The organism is Salinifilum ghardaiensis, from assembly GCF_054491345.1.
Map to the genome: position 1 here is coordinate 1385672 of NZ_CM137101.1, position 19746 is coordinate 1405417.

Sequence of the window (19746 nt, forward strand, 5' to 3'; positions counted from 1 at the left end):
TGCAGGCCCAGTGGGCCTTGTCGAGGTAGCGACTCGGAACGATCGACTCGTACGCCCGCTGCAGCCGCTCACCCGTCATCGGTCATCGTCATGGTCGGCTACCCGCGCCCGTCGAATGCGGGTGCAGACCGCGCTGGCCAGGCCCAGTCCTGCAGCGCCGCGGTGCGCTCGCGGTGCGATCCGGGTCCTGCCGCTCACCGCTCTGTGCGGCCGGACGGGGCGCTGCCGATGTCCGCGCCCTCGCCACCGCGCTCGGACCCGTCCCGCTCGGCTTCGACCTGCTCGGCTTCCCGTCTCTCCTCCTCGGCGATGGCCTGGGCCACGGCGTGCTTCTTGCCGCGCGGGCGCTTGCGGCCGCCCGCACCGGCGGGTGCTCCGCGGGAACCGCCCGCGCCCGAGCCTCTCCGCTCGCCACCGCGCGCGCTGGAACCGAACGCCCCGGTCGGTGTCCCTTACACCATCGAAGCCCCGCCCGAACTCATCAGCTACTCACGGAAACTGGCCGATCGCATCGCCGAAGCAGCTGACAGCTGATCCTCCGTCCGGAAGCGAACCTCTGCCGTATCCAAGCGGATCGTCGAGCGACATGGCCGACGGCAGGGACGATCAGCCAGTCTGGCTGGTCGGTGTGCTCAGAGGTTGCGCATGTAGCGCTGCAGGAGGGCTTGCTCGCCTGAAGGTGCGGTTCCCAATTCCGCGTTCCCGTGAGGAGTGAAGCCTGCACTGGTCAGCGTGCGCACAGAGGTCGTGTTGTCGTTGACGGTGCGGGCATGCAGCTCGCGAAGTCCCATGCGGGTCCCGAGTTCGCCCGCGCACTCCACAGCCTGGTGCGCAGCTCCGCGGCCACGTGCCGCTGCGGTGAGCCAGAACCCGATCTCGGCGCGGTCGTCGGTGATGTCGAAGAGCACGACGCTGCCGAGGAACTCGTCCGAGGTGCTGTCGGCGATGGCCAGTACAGCCAGGTTGCCCGCGATGAGCCCGGGCGTGATGATCGAGTCGATCTGCTCGCTGACCAGGTCCGGGGTGTAGTGCGGTTCGGGAAGATGGGCGAACCGACGCACGTCTGTGTCCCGCGTACCAGCGGCATACGCGGCGGCGTCGTTGTGAGTTAACGGTCTGATCCTCACGCCTGCCTGAGTGACGGGCAGCAGAACCCGGATGTCCACCCAGCCTCCTAAAGTGTTTACTGTTCACTTAGTAGGCTAGCAGGTGAGGTAGTGATGTCGTACTGGCTGCAGCAGCGGCAGATGCCGCAGCGCAACCGCGCGCTGTCCCCGCAGACGATCGCGGAGGCCGCGCTGGTGGTCTTGAATTCCGAAGGCGAAGACCATTTGAGCGTGCGCACGCTCGCGCAACGGCTGGGGGTTGTGCCCTCGAGCCTGTATCGCCATGTCCGCAACCGCGACGACATCCTGGATCTGGCGCTGGATGCAGCACTCGTCTCCGACCAGGAGGTCGCGGAGGGGGTCACCAGTGGAGATCTCGTCGGGCTGTTGCTGGCCTGGCGATCCCATCTGCTCCGGTTCCCCTGGGCAACCACCCACGTGATGCGACGTCCCCCGCTCGGACCTGGCTACCTCGCCCTGTCCGACCGATTGTGCGCGCTGCTGTCCGAGCGCGGCGTGCCCGACGAGGAGTTGCTGAGCACCTCGTATGCAATGAGCGATTTCGTGCTCGGGTGCGTCATAGCGCAACGCCACGCGGAAAGGGCGAGCCAGCAGTGGCCAGCATCAATGGTCAACAACAACCATCCCCACCTGCGCCGTGCCGTGTCCGCACACCAGCCAAGCTGGCAAGCAGTCATCCGACGCGGACTCGAGCGCCTTGCAGGGAACTGCCCACAATACCGCTACAGCACTCGCGACGTGCCCTCTCACTGAGGCAGTCCCACCCGGCCGGGGTGGGCTGGACCTGCGACTGTGTGCTGGTGCAGCGCTGACCAGGGCTGTCTCACATGCCTCGTGCGGTGAAAATCTCAGTGAGGGGTGGCTGGCCGGTAGCCGGCGATCCCGACCCGGCCTCGACCAAGCCCTGGCCGCCTTCGCCCGTCACCGCTCGGCGCGGTGGGCGTTCACCCCTCCGCGACCGCGCTCGGCTTCGACCTGCTCGGCTTCCCGTCTCTCCTCCTCGGCGATGGCCTGGGCCACGGCGTGCTTCTTGCCGCGCGGGCGCTTGCGGCCGCCCGCACCGGCGGGTGCTCCGCGGGAACCGCCCGCGCCCGAGCCGCTCCGCTCGCCACCGCGCGCGCTGGAACCGAACGCCCCGGTCGGACCGGCGCGCGATTCGGTGTAGACGAGGTAGCCGATGGCGATGACCGCCATGGCGCCGAAGGCGATCCACTGCAGCGCGTAGGAGAAGAACGGCCCGGACTCCAGGCGCGGCAGTGGCAGCGGCGACAGCACGCCCGGCTGCCCCTCGCCGAGCACGAAGTAGCCCGGCCGCAGCGGCAGGCCGGTGTCCGCGGCCACCGTGCCGGAGTTGATCGCGTACACCCAGCGCTGCCCGTCGTGCTCGAACGCGGGCCGGTTCTCGCTGTCGTGCTCGTTCGCGCGGACCCGCGCGGTCAGCGCGACCTCGCCCCGCGGGGGTGCGGCGTAGTCCGGCGCGCGCGTGCCGTTGATGGGGCGCACGAAGCCGCGGTCGATCAGCAGCACCGTTCCGCCGGTGGTGCGGAAGGGGGTGAGCACTTCGAACGCCGGCTCCCCGTGGACGGTGCGCTGCCAGCCGAGGTGCTCGTGCTCCGGCAGGTACCGGCCGCGGACGGTGACCTGCTGCCACTCGGTCCGCGCGCTCGGCCGCTCGCCGGGGGCGAGGACCTCGCGCAGCGGTTCCGGCGGGGAGTGGAACGATTCGGAGATCGCGTCGTTGCGCTGCTGCCGCTCGTCGTTGCGGCTGAACTGCCAGGGGGCGAGGACCGTGAAGCACAGCGTCGCGAACACCACGACCAGCGCGATCGTGCCGAGCCACCCCGGCCGCAGCAGAAACTTCAGGCGCACGTCCCCACAGTACGGTCGGCGGCCGCGCACCCGGGCGAAGGGGGATCGTTCAGCTGCGCAGCGCCGACCGCGCGGCGGCGACGGTCTGCCGGCCGAAGCCGGCGCCGAAGAGGACCGTGTGCACCAGCAACGGGAACAGCTGGTGCAGGCCGATGCGCTCGCGCCAGCCGTCGGCGAGCGGGCTCACCTGCTCGTAGCCGGCGATGATCCGCTCCAGGTGTGGGCAACCGAACAGGTGCAGCATCGCCAGGTCCGTCTCGCGGTGCCCGCCGTGCGCGGCCGGGTCGATGATCCAGGCCTGCCGCGACCAGTGCACGTTGCCGCTCCACAGGTCGCCGTGCAGCCGGGACGGCGGTTCGGGCGGTCCGGCCAGCTCCGGCAGCTGCGCGCACACCCGCTCGACCGTCTCGCCGTCGGAGCGGCTGAGCGCACCCGTGTCCACCGCGCGGCGCAGGTAGGGCTCGACGCGGAACTGGGCGTAGAAGGTGGGCCAGTCGGCGCACGGCTCGTTGCGCATCGGCGCCAGCCCGATCCACGCGTCGGCGGGCCCGCCCGCGGGCGGAGCCCCGTGCGCCGGCGCTCCGGCGGCGTGCAGCCGGGCGAGCCCCCGGCCGAGCTCCTCGGCGGCCTCCGGCGAGGCGGATTCGGCGGGGACGTGCTCGAGCACGAGCCACTCGTCGTCCGCACCGAGCACCCCGGGCACCGGCACCGCGCCGGGCTCGGCGAGCCAGCGCAGCGAGGCGGCCTCGGCCGCGGCCGCGTTCGGCATCGACTGCGGCACGTGCTTGGCGAAGACGGTCCGCCCGTCGTCGAGCTCGGCGGTGAACGCCGCGGCCGTGTCCCCGCCGCCGACCGGGCGCGCCGAGCGCGCGGGGACGCCGGTGAGTTCGGCGATCGTCTCCTCGGGCCGCATGCTCCCCCTTCCGCGCCGCAGGTGGTCGCGGGTCCGCGAGCGCTGCCGCGCCTCAGGCGCGGACCCGGTCGAGCAGGCCGGGCATGGCCGCCTCCACCATCTTCAGCACGTCCTCGAAACCGCGCGGGCCACCGTAGTAGGGGTCGGGCACCTCGGCGTCCTCCCCGGCGTCCGGGTCGAACGAGCGCAGCAGGTGCACCCGGGAGGGGTCGCCGACCGCGCGCCGCACCGCGCGCAGGTGGCCGTGGTCCATGGCCAGCAGCAGGTCCGCCGACAGGTGCCGCTCGTCCATCTGCGCGGCCGTGTGCTCCACCGGGTAACCGTGCTCGGCGAGCACCTCCTCCGCGCGCGGGTCGGCGGGTTCGCCGGCGTGCCAGGGTCCGACGCCCGCGCTGGTCACCTCGACGAGGCCGTCCAGGCCCGCCTCGCGCAGGTGCTGGCGGAACACCGCGGCGGCCATCGGGGAGCGGCAGATGTTGCCCGAGCAGATGAACGAGATGTGCACGGCGCCGAGGATACGCAGCCGCCCCGCCCGGTCCGCGCGGTGCCGCCGGAGGGGCCGGTGGTCCCGCGCGGCCGGTAGACTGCCGTGGATGACCAGCGGAGACGACTTGGACCTGTTGCGGCACCACGGTGACGTCGACGCCGCGGCGGGACTCGTCGACTTCGCGGTGAACGTGCGCGTGCCGCAGCCGCCCGAGTGGCTGCGCACCCGGCTCGCCGCGGCGATCGGCCGGCTGGGCGAGTACCCCTCCGCCGCCGCGGACCGCGCGGCGCGCGAGGCCCTGGCGCACCGGCACGGCCGGGACCCGGACGAGGCGCTCGTGCTGGCCGGTGCGGCCGAGGGGTTCACCCTGCTGGCGGCGCTGCGGCCGCGGCTGGCCGCGGTGGTCCACCCCTCGTTCACCGAGCCCGAGGTGGCGCTGCGCACCGCGGGCGTGCCGGTCACCCGCGCGGTGCTGGACGCCGCCGACGGCTACCGGCTGCGCGCCGAGCACGTGCCGGAGGAGGCCGACCTCGTCGTCCTCGGCAACCCCACCAACCCCACCTCGGTGCTGCACCCCGCCGAGGAGGTCCGCCGCCTGCTGCGGCCGGGGCGGACCGTGGTGGTCGACGAGGCGTTCGCCGACACCGTACCGGGCGAACCGGAGTCGGTGGCGGGCTGCGCGGACTCCGGTCTGCTCGTGCTGCGCAGCCTCACCAAGATGTGGGGCATCCCGGGGTTGCGCGCCGGCTACGCGCTGGGCGCGCCGGAGGTGCTCGCCCGCATGCACACCGCCCGTCCACATTGGCCGGTCAGCACGCTCGTGCTCGAGGCGGTGCAGGCCTGCTGCACCGGCGGGGCGGTCGCCGAGGCCGACCGGGCCGCGCGGGAGATCGCCGGCGCGCGGGAGCAGCTGCGGGCCGAACTCGCCGGCATCGCGGGTGTCTCCGTGGTCGGACCGGCCACCTCGTCGTTCCTGCTGGTCCGGGCGGAGAATGGTGCCAAGGTGCGGGCGGCGCTGCGCGAGCGCGGCATCGCCGTGCGGCGCGCCGACACCTTCCCCGGCCTGGACGAGGACCACTTCCGGGTCGCGGTGCGCGGCGCGGCGGACAACGCGTTGTTGACCTCCGCGCTGCGGGACATCCTCGGGCGGTGAAAGGACATCGGATGGCGGTACGGATGCGGGACGTGGTGGCGGCGCTGGAGACCGCCTACCCGCCGCGCCTGGCGGAGGACTGGGACGCCGTGGGCCTGGTGTGCGGCGATCCCGACGCGCCGGTGCGGCGCGTGCTGTTCTGCGTGGACCCGGTCGAGGCCACGGTGGCCGAAGCGGTCGAGTCCGGCGCCGATCTGCTCGTGGCGCACCACCCGCTGCTGCTGCGCGGGGTGCACGGCGTGCCCGCCGACGACCACAAGGGGCGCCTCGTCCACCGGCTGATCCGCCGGGGCGCGGGTCTGTACTGCGCGCACACCAACGCCGACACGGCGCGCCGCGGCGTGTCGGACGCGCTGGCCGAGGCGCTCGGGGTCGTGCCGAGCGCGCCGCTGGCGCCGCACGCCGAGGACTCCGGGACGGGGCTCGGCCGCATCGGACATCTGCCCGAACCGGAACCGTTCGCCGCGTTCGTCGAGCGGGTCGCCGAGCGCCTGCCGGCGACCGCGTGGGGGGTGCGCGGGGGCGGTGACCCCGAGCGCGTCATCAGCACCGTGGCCGTCTGCGGGGGCTCGGGCGATGCGCACCTGGCCGCGGCCCACCGCGCGGGCGTGGACGCGTACGTGACCGCGGACCTGCGGCACCACCCCGCCGCCGAGCACCTGGCGCAGGCCGAGGTCCCGGGCACCGAGGTGCCCGCCCTGGTGGACGTGGCCCACTGGGCAAGCGAGTGGCCCTGGTGCGGCCGGGCCGCCGACGACCTGCGCGCGGCCCTGGCCGATAGTGTCGAGGTCCGGGTTTCCGCTCGCCGCACCGATCCGTGGACGGTGCACGCCGGTGCGGTCGCCGCCGATACAGCGAGTACAGGAAGGACGTCCGCGTGAAAGCCGATCCCGCCGTTCAGCGCCGGCTGCTCGACCTCGCCGGGGTGGACGCCGAACTCAACCGGATCACCCATCGGCGCCGAACACTTCCCGAGCTCGAGGAGATCGGCGAAGCAGAAGGGGACCTGCGCGCCAAGCGCGACGACCTCGTCGTGGCGCAGACCTCGCACGGAGACATCGACCGCGAGGTCAAGCGGTTGGAGAGCGAGGTGGAGCAGGTCCGCTCCCGGGAGAGCCGGGACCGCCAGGTCCTGGAGTCCAGCACGTCGGCCAAGCAGGCCGAGGACCTGGAGAGCGAACTGCAGTCGCTCGCGCGGCGGCAGGGCGTGCTCGAGGACGAACTGCTCGAGGTGATGGAGCGCCGCGAGGCGCTGGAGACCAACGTGTCCAAAGCGGACGAAGCGGTGCGGGCCGCCGAGGAGCGCCTGGCGGACGCCCAGCGGCGCCGCGACGAGGAAGTGGCCGATTTGGACAGCGCGGAGGCCAAGCGCACCGCGGAGCGCCAGTCGATCGTCCAGCAGGTGCCCGAGCAGCTGCTCAACCTCTACGAGCGGATCCGCGGCCAGCGCGGTGTCGGAGTGGGCCGGCTGGAGGGCAGCCGCTGCGGCGCCTGCCGGCTGGAGCTCGACCGCGCCGCCCTCTCCGAGGTGCGCGAGGCCGCGGCCGACGACGTGGTGCGGCACGAGGACTGCGGCGCCATCCTGGTGCGGGCCAAGGGGGACTGATGGGGCGGCGGCTGATCGTCGAGGCCGACGGCGGTTCGCGCGGCAACCCGGGGCTGGCCGGCTGCGGGGCCGTGGTGCGCGACGCCGACACCGGTGAGGTGCTCGCCGAGCGCGCGGAGCAGCTCGGCGTGGCCACGAACAACGTGGCCGAGTACCAGGGGCTCATCGAGGGCCTGCGCGCGGCCCGCGACTGCGATCCGGAGTCGTTGACCGTGCGCATGGACTCCAAGCTCGTCGTCGAGCAGATGGCGGGCCGCTGGCGGGTCAAGCACGAGAACCTGCAGCCGCTGGCCGCCCAGGCCAAGCAGCTCGTCGCCGAACTGCCGGGGCCGGAGTTCGTCTGGGTGCCGCGGGAGCAGAACAAGCACGCCGACCGGCTGGCCAACGCCGCCATGGACGGCGAGGACATCACCGAGCGGGAGGCGGTGCTCCCGGAGGTGCCCGCGGCACCGGCCACCGCTGCGCCCGCCTCCGAGGGCGCGGCGGCCCGGTCCGCCCCGGAGCAGCGGGCGGGCGACTGGCTCGGGGCCGTCGGTGCGCCGACCCGGTTGCTGCTGCTGCGGCACGGGCAGACGTCGATGTCGGTGGACAAGCGCTACTCGGGGCGCGGGGACGTCGAGTTGACGGAGCTGGGGCGGAGCCAGGCGCGGGCCGCGGCCGAGCGGCTGGCGAAGATGACCGGGGTGGCCGGGCCGGACGGGGACCCCGCGCCGATCGTGGCCTCGCCGCTGGTGCGCACGCGGCAGACCGCCGACGAGGTGGCCGCCGCGACGGGCGGCACCTGCGAGCTCCGCGACGGGTTGGTCGAGACCGACTTCGGCGAGTGGGAAGGCCTCACCTTCGCCGAGACGAGCGAGCGCTACCCCGAGCTGCACGGCCGGTGGCTCGGCGACCCGACGGTGGCCCCGCCGGGCGGGGAGAGCCTGGAGCACGTCGCGGAGCGGGTCTCGGCCGCCTGCGACGACCTGCTGCAGCGCTACGCGGGCCGCACGGTCGTCGTGGTCAGCCACGTCACGCCGATCAAGGCCCTGCTGCGCCGGGCGCTGGACGTCGGTCCCGGCGTGTTCTACCGGCTGCACCTGGACCTGGCCTCGCTGTCGGTCGTGGAGCACTACCCGGACGGCAACGCGTCGGTGCGGTTGGTCAACGACATCTCGCACTGGTCCTGAGCGGGGCCCGCCCCGGCCCGCGGCGCGGGCCGGGGCGGGCGGGCTAGACTGGGCGGACGGGATGAGCCGGCCGGGTGGCCGCGTCGGGCCGCGTCCGCGGACGCGGACCCGTCGAGGAAAGTCCGGACTCCGCAGGGCAGGGTGGTCGCCAACAGCGACCCGGGGCGACCCGCGGGAAAGTGCCACAGAAAACAGACCGCCCGGTCGTGGACCGGGTAAGGGTGAAACGGTGGTGTAAGAGACCACCAGCACCCCGGGTGACCGGGGTGGCTCGGTAAACCCCACCCGGAGCAAGGCCAAGAGGGTGCCGCAGGCACCTGCGCGGACGCTCGAGGGCTGCCCGCCCGATGTCCGCGGGTAGGCCGCTGGAGCCTGCCGGCAACGGCAGGCCGAGATGGATGGCCACCGCCCGGTCCTCGCGCGCGGCGCGGACCGGGCACAGAATCCGGCTTACAGGCCGACTCATCCCGTTCCCCCACTGCCGGTGCGCTCCGCGGCCGGGCCCGTTCCCCCGGGCCGCCGCTCCGGCGTGTCGGTGCCCGTCCCCGACCCCGCTCGGTGCGGTCGGTGTTCCTCCCCCGGACCCCCGGTGCATCGGGTGGTGCACGCCGAGCTCCCGGCGGAATGGTGTTGGTCTCGCACGAATGACGCAGCGGGAATGTGAAAACGGTTCCGAACCGGGGTGCCGAGCGTGCGATGTCGGGAACGATGCGTCGTTTCGGGCGAAATCCCCGTTCGCTCGCGGCAGATCGGGTCACATCGCCCCGCGCCCCTCTGGGTGGGAGGCCGCGGCGAACGCTACTCTTGGATCAGTGTCAAGATCACCGGGATCACCCGACATCCGGAACTGCAGACCACTATTTCCGATCACGATGTCATGTTCTACTCGTGTCGCCGCCGGATCACCTCCGGCCGGTGGAGGAGGTCCGATGACGTCGTGCGCACGCAGGGGTAACCGATGACCGCCATGTCGCTCGCCGCACAACTGGACATAGTCGCCCAGCAGACGCAGCTCGACACGGGTGGGTTGCGCAGCTGGATCCTGGACAACCTGCTTCCCCTGCTGCTGCTGGCCGTGGCGCTGCTGCTGCTGTGGCTCGGCGGCGGCAAGGGCGACAACGCGGGCGTCATGCGGCGTGTCGGCGGTGTTTTCGTCGCCCTGGCGATCATCGGGTTGGCGGTCACCGGCGCCGGCGTGGACCTCGGCACGTTCATCGCCGGGCTGTTCAGCACGAGCGGGTGACCGGCAGTGCGGGTGCGCACCGACGACGAGATCTACCGCGTCGACGCCGTCTGGCTCGGCCCGCCGAAGGCCACGTTCCCCTGGCGGGCCCGGTACGTGGCCTGGGGCGTGGGCATCGTCATCTTTCTGCTGGTGCTCGCCATCGAGCGTCGGATGAACATCGGGTTCGGTTTCTTCTCCACCGCCTGGGCGGTGGTCATCACCATCCTGCTCACGCGGGTGATCTGCTCGCGGATCAGCCACGAGCGCCCGCTCGGCGCGGTGATGACGATGTGGCTGCGCGAGCTCACCGCCCCCGGGGAGAAGACGTCGGGACAGGGAGGAGCGGCCAGTGCTGCACGCATCCGGGTGAACTCGCACCGCCCCCAGTCCAAACAGTCCTCGCGGAGGCGTTCCCGCGCTGCGCGTGCCCAGCGGCAGCAGGTCCAGCGCCAATCGGCCCAGCGCGCGCAGCGCAGGCAGCCGGCCGAGCGGGCGCAGCAGAGCGGGCGCGCGCAGCGCGCCCGGCGGCAGCCCGCCTCGTCGCGCACCCGGAACGCCACCCGCAGCAGACGCGCGCGTAGCAAGGAGGTTCGCGGTGTTCGGTCGGCGAGACCGTGAGCGCGCCGCGCAACAGGCCCCCGGGCAGGCCCCGGGGGCGCAGCGTGGTCCATCCGCCCGCAAGCCCAAGAGCAAGCGCCGGCGGGGCGGGAGCGGTGGGGGCGAGCAGTCCGTCCCGACCTACACGCCCTCGATCGCCGCGCGCTCCATCGACGGGCACATCCTGCGCACCAACCAGGACGTCTTCGCCTGGTACCGGCTCTCGCCGCAGCGGTGGTCGTTCCGCTCCGACGGGCAGCGCCAGGACCTCATCGCCGCGATCGCGGGGCAGTACGCCGAGCTGCAGGGGCGGTGGATGCACCTGCGCGTGACCACCCGGCCGTACCCCATCCGGATGTGGGCCGAGGCGCACGTGCACAACGCGCGCAACGCGCCGCCGGACGTGTCCGGCGCGCTCTCCTTCGACGACTACATGGTCGGCGAGCAGCAGCAGCTCATGGGCCGGTCCATGGCCGAGAAGGAGGTCTACCTCGGCGTGCAGGTGCAGACCCGCAACGTGGTCGACCGCGCGGTGGAGCGCGCGGCGCCGCTGGTGCGCAGGGTCTTCCCCGAGGCCGTCGACGCCGAGCTCGTCGCGCTCGACAGCGAGATCGAGCACCTCGACCAGGTCATCGGCTCGGCCGGCCTGGACGGGCGGCCGGTCACCGCGGAGGAGATCTCCTGGCTGATGCACCGGTCCTGCTCGCTCGGCCTGCCCGCGCCGCGGAACCTCCCGGCCGTGCCCGGCGCTCCGTGGGAGCCGGAGGACCTCGCGTCGTTCACCGACGCCTCCGACATGCACCAGGAGCCGTACGCGCCGACGGTGACCGTGCGCGGCCGGACCGGCTCCAACGCCGGGGTCTCCCGCAACGTCGCCGTGCTCACCCTCGGCCAGTCGCACGGGCTGCAGATCCCGGAGATCGACGACCCGTGGATGCAGCACTCCGACCGGTTGTCCGCCCCGGTCGAGTGGTCCGCGCGGATCTACGTGCGCCGCCCCGAGGACGTCTCCGGCGAGCTGCAGCGGCAGATGAACAAGGTCCGCTCCCAGGTGCGGCACTACACCGAGGAACACGGGCTGGAGCCGCCGACCTCGCTGGCCCGCCAGGCCAGCCGCGTGCTCGAGATCGACGACGAGATGACCTCCGGGTTCACCGCGCTGGCCACGCGGGTGAAGTCGTGGTGGCGCATGGCCGTGTCCGGCCCGACCGAGCGCGACGCGCTGCGCCTGGCCCAGCAGCTGCTCGACCTGTACAAGCCGAAGATCGCCATCGAGCACCCGGAGGCGCAGTACTCGATGGCCCGGGAGTTCGTCCCCGGCGAGCCGCTGGCCAACGGCGCCTACCTGCGGCGCGGCTCGGTCGTGTGGGCGGCCTCGGCCGTTCCGCAGGCCACCGCCGAGGTCGGTGACCGGCGCGGCGTCCTGCTCGGCGAGACGTGCACCGCGACCCGGCGCCCCGTCGCCTGGGACCCGTGGATGTCCCAGGAGGTCCGCGACGCCTCCGGCCTGACGGCCATGGTGGCCGGTTTGGGCGGGGGCAAAAGTTTCCTCGGCGGCGGCCTGGTGTACAAGACGCTGCGGGCGGGGGCGCACTGGACGCTGCTCGACCCGTCGGGGCCGCTGGCCGAGCTGTGCACGCTGCCCGAGCTGCGCCCCTACGCCCGGCCGATCCACCTGCTCAACGCCCAGCCCGGCATCCTCAACCCGTACCGGGTGGTGGCCGAACCGGAGCTGGAGCACTTCGTCGACGAGGAGGACCCGGAGCGCAGCTGGCGGCGCGAGCGGGCGCTGGCGGCGGCGACCCGGCGCCGGCTGGTGCTCGACGTGCTCACCGGGCTGCTGCCGTACGAGGTCGCACGCCTGCCGCAGACGCGGATCGTGCTGCTGCGCGCGGTGCGCGCGGTGGGCGGGCACGCGGACGCCCACCCGGGCATGGTGTTCGAGGCGCTGCGGCGCGACGCCAGCGAGCACCACGAGCACGCGGTCGTCGTGGCCGACTTCCTCGACGAGATGCGCGAGCGGATGTCGCTGCTCATCCCCGAGTCGGACGCGGACCCGTACTCGGAGGGGCGCGACGACCGGCTCACCGTGCTCACCATGGCGGGGCTGACCCTGCCCAAGGACGGCACCGGCCGCGACCAGTGGACCGACGCCGAGGCGCTCGGCGTGCAGCTGCTCAACCTCGCCGCCTGGTTGACCCAGCGCACCCTCTACGAACGCCCGAAGAACGAGCGCAAGGGCGTGTGGATCGACGAGGCGTTCTTCCTGTCGGAGGTGCCCACCGGCCGGGTGCTGATGAACCGCTTCGCCCGCGACTCGCGCAAGTGGAACGTCCGGGTGCTGCTGTCCAGCCAGATCCCGGCGGACTTCCTGCGCATCCAGGGTTTCGCCGCGCTGCTGGACTCGGTGTTCATCGGACGCCTCGACGACGAGCAGGCGCAGTCCGACGCCCTGCGGTTGCTGAAGGTGCCGGTCGAGTCCGGCTACGAGCAGGTGGTCTCGGCGCTGGGACGCCGTCCCGGACCGGCGCGCAACAGCACCGAGCGGGACCGCTCGCCGCGGCAGTTCATCTTCGGCGACGGCGCCGGCGGGGTGGAGAAGATCCGCATCGACTTCTCCGGTGAGCACCTGGAGCACATGCGCGACGCGCTGGACACCACACCGGCCGCCGACGACGCGCCGCAGGAACGGAGCTCACCCGCCCGGGCCGACGGGGCCAACTCCGATCTCGCCGACACCGGCGGGGGCGAGCCCGCGGCCGGGCTCGCCCCCGTGCCGGAGGAGGAGGCGGAGGAGGACCTCGACTCCTTCGACGAGCTGGAGCTGGAGACCGTGGGGATCGGCGGGGACGGCGCCGCGGCGGCGCAGGACGCCGGCGCCGAGTCCCCGTGGCGGCCTTCCCGCGACAACGGCAGCGGCGACCGCCCGACCCGCCGGACGGGCGGCGAGCCGGGTGGGGACGAGACGTGGTGACCCAGCGGCGACGGACGGGGAACGCGCACGAGCACCGCGCCGGCCGGCAGCCGCGCGGTGCGCTGGCCGTGCTCGTGGCCGTGCTCGGCGGGATGCTGCTGTTCGCGGTGCCGGCCGCGGCGCAGGGCTTCGACTGCTCCGAACCGCCGAACCCGGAACGCCCGGGATCGGGCATGGTCGGTGCTCTCGACCCCGCGCCGATCGGCACCGGCGAGCCCGGCAGCCCCTACGACGAGGTGGGCTACGCCGGGCTGGTCTGGCACACCTACGACCTGGGCTGCGGGCCGCAGGGCGTGACGAGCCCGCACGCGGTGGTCGACACGTGGCTGGGCAACGAGCTGTTCAACATCGCCAAGAACATCGTCGGCGCCACCAACGGGCTGCACTACGCGCTGCTGGACGGCGAGCTGCTCGACCCGCTCGACGAGCTCATCGCGACCGGCACCGTCGCGCTGTACGACAGCGTGTTCTCCCCGTGGTTCGGCCTCGTCGCGGTGGTGCTGGCGGTGGTGCTGTTCCGCTACATCTGGCAGGGGGACCTGGCCACGATCGGCCGGCGCACCATGTGGGGGCTGGCCGCGCTGTGGTTCGCCTCGGCGACGTACCTGACGCCGCTGGTGTACACGCACGTGCTCGACGACGTGGTGGTCACCGGGACCTCCACGGTGCAGGCCGGCTTCCTGCGCGAGGTCGGGGTGGACCAGACCCACGCGCTGCCGACGCTGCTGCACGACCAGGTGATCTACACCAACTGGCTGCGCGGGGAGTTCGGCTCGCCGGACTCCCCGCAGGCCGAAGAGCTCGGCCGCGACCTGCTGCGCGCGCAGACCTGGACCAAGCAGGAGGCCGCCGCCGGGGAGGACTCCGGTTCGCCGGAGTCGAAGAAGCAGCAGTTCGAGCAGGTCGTGGACCGCTCCGGCAGCGCGCGCGGCTACATCCAGGGCGTCGACGGCAGCCGGGTGGGCGCCGGGACCCTGGCGATGCTGCAGAGCTTCGCCTACGCGGCGTTCCAGCTGCTGGCGAAGGCGGCGATCCTGCTCGCGCAGGTGCTGCTGCGCGTGCTCATCCTGGCCGGTCCGCTCATCGGCCTCGTGTCGATCGTGTACCACCAGGTGCTGCGCGGCGTCGGCAAGATCGCGGGGGCGGCCGTGCTCAACGTCGTGCTCATCTCCGCGATGGCCGGGCTGCACACGCTGATCCTGACGTGGATCTTCCAGCCGGTGCGCAGTTTTTCGGCGCTGACGCAGATCATGCTGGCCGGGCTGGTCACGCTCGTGTTCCTCATGGTGTGCAAGCCCGTGCGCCGCATGGGCCAGATGGTGGAGCTGTCCGTCGGCGGGATGGGCAACGCCGTGCCGCGCGTGCCGCCCAGCCTGTTCTCCCGCTTCCGCGGCCGCGGCGGCAGCGGCGGGGACCGCTCCGAGGAGGGCGGCGGCGACTTCTGGGACCAGCTGCGCGGCGACGGGGCGTCGACGGCCGCTGCGGGCGACAACCGCACCGGTCGGCCCGAGGCCTCGCACCCCTCGGTGACGGCCACCGCGGTGCGGCTGGACCAGGACCGCTCGGGCGCCGCGGACGAGTCCGGCGGCACGGGCCCCGCTGGCACGAGCACCGCCGGCGGGCGGCGCCCCGGTGCGGGAGCGCTGCCGGAAGCCGGTTCGACCAGTCGGATCGTCGATACCGTCCCGGTGGCGGATGCCCAGTGGGACAACATCGACGATGATCCCGTACTGGTTCCGTCGCGCGTGGACGGGGAGTCGCGCACCGCCCGTCCCGCACCGGCGCGTGAACCCGGGAGTTCCGACCGCACCAGCGCCGACCGCGAAGTCGTCGCGGGACGCCCGGTCAACGTCGTCTACCGGCCGTCCCGGGGCTTGGAGGTCGCCGACGGTGCCGACCACCGCTCTCGAGGAGGCGCGTGATGCCGATCCGCACGCACCGGGGCCGGGCGGCCGTGTACCGCAGGCTGTGGGGCTGGCCGCTGCGCTCGCCCCGGCACCTGGCGATCGCGGTGCTCGTGGTGGCCGTGGTGGGCACGGGCGTCGGCCTCCTCCTGCCGGAGCCACCGCCGAGCCCGAGCTCGAGCGCTGAGCGCTCCGCGCAGCGCCGAGCGGAGGTGCCCGCGCCGAGTCCGGAGGAGGACCTCGCGTCGAAGTCCCCGCCGAGCCTGTCCGTGCCGACCCGGTCCCCGCGCCCGGCCCCGGCGGACCCGGCGGGTGTGGACGCCGTGCGCTCCTGGGGGAAGCGCTGGGTGGACTACCGCGGCGGGGACCAGGCGCAGTGGCTCGACGGGCTGCGCCCGTACACCACCGACGAGTTCATCACGGTCATGGAGTCGGTGAACCCGGCCAACGCGGGCAACGCGATCACGGGGGCGCCGGAACCGATGGAGTCGACGCGCACCTCGATGGTCGTGCGCCTGCCCACGGACGTGGGCGTCCTGCGCGTCACCGCGGTGCGCACGCAGGACGGCTGGCGCGTCGCCAACTACACCGGGGAAGGCTGAGATGCGGAAACTCGCCCTGGTCCTGGTGCTCGCCGTCGGGTTCGGCGGGCTCGTCGGAGCCGGTGCGCTGACCGCGCTGCTCGCCGGCGGGCTGGGCGGCGGTCGCGGGGAGGACCGGTGGTCCAGCTGCAACAGCTCCCTCGGCCCGTGGGGCAGCGGCGCCGGGAGCGGTGAGCAGCAGGCAGCCGCGCTCGACCGCGAGTCCCGCGGCATCGCCCAGCGGATCATCGAGATCGGCAAGCAGCGCAACCTCCCGCCGCGGGCCTGGCAGATCGCCATCCAGGCCGGCAAGACCGAGTCCAACCTGGCGAACCTGACCTACGGCGACCGCGACTCGCTGGGGATCTTCCAGATGCGCCCGTCCATGGGCTGGGGGACGGTGCAGCAGGTCACCGACGTCGAGTACCAGGTCAACAAGTTCTACGACGTGCTGCAGGAGGTCTCCGGCTGGCAGGAGATGCGCCCCGGCGCGGCCGCCCAGCGGGTGGAGCGCTCGGCGTTCCCGATGCGCTACCACGAGTGGGAGCCGCTGGCCGCGCACCTGGTCAGCGTCGAGGGCGAGGTGCAGGGCGTCAGCGGCTGCGAGGACCTGCCCGATTCCGGGGCGATGGTCCAGCAGGTCATCAGCTACGCCGAGGACCAGCTCGGCAAGCCGTACGAGTGGGGCGCGGCCGGGCCCGCGGCGTTCGACTGCTCCGGGCTGACCCAGCAGGCCTGGCGCGCGGCGGGGGTGACCATCCCGAAGTACTCGCAGTCGCAGTACTTCGAGGGCGGCAAGCGGGTGCCGCTGTCCGAGGCGCGCCCCGGCGACCTCGTGTTCTGGGGCAAGGAGCGGGCCCCGAGCGGGATCCACCACGTGGCCCTGTACCTCGGCGACAACGAGGTGCTGCACGCCCCGCAGCCGGGGGAGGACGTCGAGCGCACGCAGCTGTGGGACGGCGGGGAGCTGCTGCCGCACGTGGTGCGCCCCGCGGGTGGCGCGCCGCAGCAGGGCGCGGGATTGCCCCCGGCGGGCGCGGGCAGGTGAGAATGACGACGGGGCGCCTGATCACCCGCGCCTGAGCCGCACATCCGGGAGAGGTCGATCATGTTCACGCCGGACCCGATCCAGCGGCCCAGCGGCCCGCGCGCTTCGAGCACACCGCTCGGGGACTACCTGGCCGGGGCCGAGCAGGGCGTCGACGCCGAGTACGCCGTCCTGCCCCGCTCCTTGGCGGAGTCCATGCCCCTGCCGTGGCAGCAGCAGATGCGCAACCTGCTCGCCGAGTTCCACCAGGCCTACGGGCACGTCCCGTGGCCGGCGTACCGGGTGGTGCCGTCGCGGTACGAGCGCGTCGCCGATCTCGACGACGACCAGCTCGCGGAGATCGGGTGCACCGTGGAGGTCGCCGACGACGGCGAGCTCGAGTACCGGATGCGCGACGGCGAGCGCATCGAGGACCCGGAGACCCACCGGGTGCTCGTCTCCTGCCTGGACCCGGTGGCCCGGCCGGACGAGGAAGGTCCCACCCCGGCCGCCGCACCACCGGCCTGGTGAGCACGCGCACGCGTTCGAGCGATTCGCACACCGAAGCGTGACATGTGCGCCGACGCGTGCGAGGCTGGCGCCATGCCGCACGGGCGCTGGTACTACTGCCTTCGGCACGAGCAGGTGGAGCCGAAGGCCGGCTGTCGCGCATCCGACAGACTCGGCCCGTACCCCGACCCGGACACGGCCTCGCGCGCGCTGGAGATCGCCCGGGAGCGGACGCAAGCCGCCGACCAGGCCGACCAGCGCTGGAACGAGGAGGAGTGAGCTCCCGTGGCAGCGGCGCGGGGACCTTTCGACGGGACCGGGGTCGCTGCTGACGCGCCGGGCGCGCGCTTCGCGGCGGAGTACGTGCCGCCGCGCGCCCGCGCACCGCGGGACTTCTCCGCGGTCCGCGGCGAACTCGGACTGAGCGCGGAGTTCCCCGCGCCGGCGCTGGGCGAGGCCGAACGGGCCGCCGCGTCCTCCCCGGGCGGCGCTCGGCGCTGCGACGCCACCGACCTCCCGCTCGTCACCGTGGACCCGCCCGGCGCCCGGGACCTCGACCAGGCGGTGCTGCTCGAACGCCGCGGCCGGGGCGGTTTCCGCGTGCACTACGCGATCGCCGACGTGGCCGCGTTCGTGCGTCCCGGCGGCGCGCTCGACCGGGAGACGCGCCGCCGCGGGCAGACGCTGTACCTGCCCGACGGCAACATCCCGCTGCACCCGCGGGTGCTGTCCGAGGACGCGGGCAGCCTGCTGCCGAACCGCGTGCGCCCGGCCGTGCTGTGGCGCATCGACCTGGCCGAGGACGGCGCGGTCGAGGACTTCGACGCGCGGCGCGCCCTGGTGCGCTCCACCGCGATGCTGGACTACCGGGGTGTGCAGCGCTCCCTGCGGGCCGGTCGCCCGCACCCCGCGGTGGCGCTGCTGCCCGAGGTGGGGCGGTTGCGGCGGCGGCAGGCGATGCTGCGCGGGGCCATCGAGCTCGGGCTACCGGAGCAGCAGGTGGAGCCGGACGGCACGGGCGGGTGGCGCCCGGCGCTGCGGCCGCGCACCGAGGTCGAGGAGTGGAACGCGGAGATCTCCCTGCTCACCGGGATGTGCGCGGCCGAGCTCATGCTCTCCGCCGAGGTGGGGGTGCTGCGGACCGTGCCGGAGCCCGATGCGGACACGGTCGCCGCGCTGCGCCGGTCGGCCTGGGAGCTCGGCGTCGACTGGCCGGAGCACGTGCCGGTGGCGACCGCACTGGCCGAACTGGACACCGCGCGGCCCGAAGCGCTGGCCGTGCACGTGGCCGCCACGCGCCTGCTGCGCGGCGCCGGTTACACCGCGTTCGACGAGGAACTGCCGCGCAAGGCCACGCACGCGGGCATCGGCGCGGCCTACGCGCACGTCACCGCCCCGCTGCGGCGCCTCGTGGACCGCTACAGCGCGGAGGTGTGCCTGGCGGTGCTCGCGGGCAGGCCCGTGCCGTCGTGGGCCCGGGAGGCGCTCGGCGACCTTCCCTCGGCGATGGGCAGTTCGGACCGCGTGGCCACCCGGGTGGAGCGGGCGTGCATCGCCCAGGCGCAGGCCTGGTCGCTGGCGGGACGCGTGGGCGACGCCTTCCCGGCGACGGTGCTGCGCGTGCCGAACGGCGAGGCGGGGGAGGTGTTCGTCACCGATCCGCCGGTCATCGCCCGCTGCACCGGCTCGGGGCTGTCCGAGGGGCAGCACGTGCGGGTGCGGTTGGCGGCGGCGGACCCCGCGGAGCGCGACGTCGCCTTCGAACTGGCCTGAGCCGGCCACCGCCTGCGCCCCCGGTCAGCTGGTGCGCCCGGTCAGCTGCCGCGCCCGGTCAGCTGAACGTGTGATGACCGGCACGTCCCGTGCCGGTGGCGCCACGCCTAGCGGCCGGTGATCGTTGGGGAACGACGTCGTCTTCCGGTCGAAAGGGGTTCGCGTGGCTGGCGTGCGGGACATGACCATCGGGGTGCTTGGAGGAACGGGGCCCCAGGGCAAGGGACTCGCCACCCGGTGGGCGCAGGCGGGGATGCGGGTGCTCATCGGCTCCCGCAAGGCCGAGCGGGCGGCCGAGGTCGCCGAGGGCATCGCCGAGCAGAGCGGTGACGGCGTCGCCGGCCGGGACAACGCTGCCTGCGCCGCGGAGTCCGACCTCGTCGTGGCCGCGCTGCCGTGGGAGGCGCACCGGGACACCCTGAGCGCGCTGGCGTCGCAGCTGGCCGGCAAGATCGTCGTCGACTGCGTCAACCCGCTCGGCTTCGACGAGAAGGGCCCGTACGCCCTCGAGGTGGCGGAGGGCAGCGCCGCGCAGCAGGCGGAGCAGCTCCTGCCGGACTCGCGCGTGACCGCCGCGTTCCACCACGTCTCCGCGGTGACGCTGGCGGACCTGGACGTGCCGCACGTGGACCTGGACGTGCTCGTGCTCGGCGACGACCGGGAGGCCACCGACGTGGTCCGCGAACTCGCCGCCGTCATCCCCGGCGTGCGCGGCATCTACGGCGGTCGCTTGCGCAACGCCCACCAGGTGGAGGCGTTCACGGCGAACATCATCGCGATCAACCGCCGCTACAAGGCGCACGCCGGGGTGCGCGTCACCGACGTCTGAAC

Annotated in this window: 19 protein-coding genes, 1 other RNA gene and 1 pseudogene; 16 read left to right on the forward strand and 5 right to left on the reverse strand. The window is 73.6% G+C overall.

Annotated features, from left to right (window positions below; genetic code table 11):
- Positions 1-194 precede the first annotated feature (194 nt).
- Both ACVGV0_RS06270 and ACVGV0_RS06275 read right to left on the reverse strand, forming a co-directional pair.
- On the reverse strand, positions 195-323 hold the full coding sequence (locus tag ACVGV0_RS06270) for a hypothetical protein (protein ID WP_459158911.1): 129 nt from the start codon (positions 321-323) through the stop codon (positions 195-197).
- 309 nt (positions 324-632) lie between these two features.
- The gene (locus ACVGV0_RS06275) at positions 633-1166 is read right to left on the reverse strand and encodes a GNAT family N-acetyltransferase (protein ID WP_459158912.1); all 534 of its coding nucleotides are present in this window, start codon (positions 1164-1166) and stop codon (positions 633-635) included.
- Positions 1167-1220: 54 nt separating this feature from the next.
- Between ACVGV0_RS06275 and ACVGV0_RS06280 the strand changes: the two genes are divergently transcribed.
- Positions 1221-1880 carry a TetR/AcrR family transcriptional regulator gene (locus ACVGV0_RS06280; protein ID WP_459158913.1) on the forward strand — a complete coding sequence of 220 codons (660 nt, stop codon included), beginning with the start codon at positions 1221-1223 and terminating at the stop codon, positions 1878-1880.
- Between the two features lie 168 nt (positions 1881-2048).
- Here ACVGV0_RS06280 and ACVGV0_RS06285 read toward each other — a convergent pair whose 3' ends face one another.
- Genes ACVGV0_RS06285 through ACVGV0_RS06295 form a run of 3 tightly spaced genes read right to left on the reverse strand, consistent with a single transcriptional unit; the run spans position 2049 to position 4369 of the window.
- Positions 2049-2996, reverse strand: coding sequence for an SURF1 family cytochrome oxidase biogenesis protein (locus ACVGV0_RS06285; RefSeq protein ID WP_459158914.1), 948 nt, complete (start codon positions 2994-2996; stop codon positions 2049-2051).
- Positions 2997-3045: 49 nt separating this feature from the next.
- Positions 3046-3909, reverse strand: coding sequence for a fructosamine kinase family protein (locus tag ACVGV0_RS06290; RefSeq protein ID WP_459158915.1), 864 nt, complete (start codon positions 3907-3909; stop codon positions 3046-3048).
- A 52-nt stretch (positions 3910-3961) separates the two neighbouring features.
- On the reverse strand, positions 3962-4369 hold the full coding sequence (locus tag ACVGV0_RS06295) for a low molecular weight protein-tyrosine-phosphatase (protein ID WP_459159941.1): 408 nt from the start codon (positions 4367-4369) through the stop codon (positions 3962-3964).
- A gap of 133 nt (positions 4370-4502) precedes the next feature.
- On the opposite strand from ACVGV0_RS06295, the gene cobC reads away from it, so the two are divergent.
- The 15 genes and pseudogenes from cobC to npdG all read left to right on the forward strand — a co-directional run bounded on the left by cobC (position 4503) and on the right by npdG (position 19744).
- Complete coding sequence (cobC, locus tag ACVGV0_RS06300; protein ID WP_459158916.1) at positions 4503-5549, forward strand: Rv2231c family pyridoxal phosphate-dependent protein CobC; 1047 nt, start codon at positions 4503-4505, stop codon at positions 5547-5549.
- A gap of 11 nt (positions 5550-5560) precedes the next feature.
- Positions 5561-6430 carry a Nif3-like dinuclear metal center hexameric protein gene (locus tag ACVGV0_RS06305; RefSeq protein ID WP_459158917.1) on the forward strand — a complete coding sequence of 290 codons (870 nt, stop codon included), beginning with the start codon at positions 5561-5563 and terminating at the stop codon, positions 6428-6430.
- Positions 6427-7155 carry a zinc ribbon domain-containing protein gene (locus ACVGV0_RS06310; protein ID WP_459158918.1) on the forward strand — a complete coding sequence of 243 codons (729 nt, stop codon included), beginning with the start codon at positions 6427-6429 and terminating at the stop codon, positions 7153-7155. Before ACVGV0_RS06305 ends, ACVGV0_RS06310 begins: the two co-directional genes overlap by 4 nt.
- Complete coding sequence (locus ACVGV0_RS06315; protein WP_459158919.1) at positions 7155-8324, forward strand: bifunctional RNase H/acid phosphatase; 1170 nt, start codon at positions 7155-7157, stop codon at positions 8322-8324. Before ACVGV0_RS06310 ends, ACVGV0_RS06315 begins: the two co-directional genes overlap by 1 nt.
- Before the next feature lie 62 nt (positions 8325-8386).
- Positions 8387-8793, forward strand: an RNA gene (rnpB, locus tag ACVGV0_RS06320) — RNase P RNA component class A.
- A 489-nt stretch (positions 8794-9282) separates the two neighbouring features.
- A complete protein-coding gene (locus ACVGV0_RS06325; RefSeq protein WP_459158920.1) occupies positions 9283-9567 on the forward strand; it encodes a hypothetical protein in 285 nt (94 codons plus the stop codon).
- Positions 9568-9573: 6 nt separating this feature from the next.
- A pseudogene (locus tag ACVGV0_RS06330) lies at positions 9574-9934 on the forward strand (hypothetical protein); the annotation flags it as partial.
- 210 nt (positions 9935-10144) lie between these two features.
- Positions 10145-13120 (forward strand): ATP-binding protein, encoded by a 2976-nt coding sequence (locus ACVGV0_RS06335; RefSeq protein ID WP_459158921.1) that lies wholly within the window; start codon positions 10145-10147, stop codon positions 13118-13120.
- On the forward strand, positions 13117-15042 hold the full coding sequence (locus ACVGV0_RS06340) for a hypothetical protein (protein WP_459158922.1): 1926 nt from the start codon (positions 13117-13119) through the stop codon (positions 15040-15042). The genes ACVGV0_RS06335 and ACVGV0_RS06340 overlap by 4 nt, the downstream gene beginning before the upstream one ends.
- Positions 15042-15626 carry a hypothetical protein gene (locus tag ACVGV0_RS06345; protein ID WP_459158923.1) on the forward strand — a complete coding sequence of 195 codons (585 nt, stop codon included), beginning with the start codon at positions 15042-15044 and terminating at the stop codon, positions 15624-15626. Before ACVGV0_RS06340 ends, ACVGV0_RS06345 begins: the two co-directional genes overlap by 1 nt.
- Before the next feature lies 1 nt (position 15627).
- On the forward strand, positions 15628-16653 hold the full coding sequence (locus tag ACVGV0_RS06350; protein ID WP_459158924.1) for a C40 family peptidase: 1026 nt from the start codon (positions 15628-15630) through the stop codon (positions 16651-16653).
- A 60-nt stretch (positions 16654-16713) separates the two neighbouring features.
- The gene (locus tag ACVGV0_RS06355) at positions 16714-17163 is read left to right on the forward strand and encodes a hypothetical protein (protein ID WP_459158925.1); all 450 of its coding nucleotides are present in this window, start codon (positions 16714-16716) and stop codon (positions 17161-17163) included.
- Positions 17164-17235: 72 nt separating this feature from the next.
- Positions 17236-17421, forward strand: coding sequence for a hypothetical protein (locus tag ACVGV0_RS06360; protein WP_459158926.1), 186 nt, complete (start codon positions 17236-17238; stop codon positions 17419-17421).
- 6 nt (positions 17422-17427) lie between these two features.
- Positions 17428-18915, forward strand: a complete 1488-nt coding sequence (locus ACVGV0_RS06365; RefSeq protein WP_459158927.1) for an RNB domain-containing ribonuclease — start codon at positions 17428-17430, stop codon at positions 18913-18915.
- 163 nt (positions 18916-19078) lie between these two features.
- A complete protein-coding gene (gene npdG, locus ACVGV0_RS06370; protein WP_459158928.1) occupies positions 19079-19744 on the forward strand; it encodes an NADPH-dependent F420 reductase in 666 nt (221 codons plus the stop codon).
- The last annotated feature ends 2 nt before the right edge of the window (positions 19745-19746 follow it).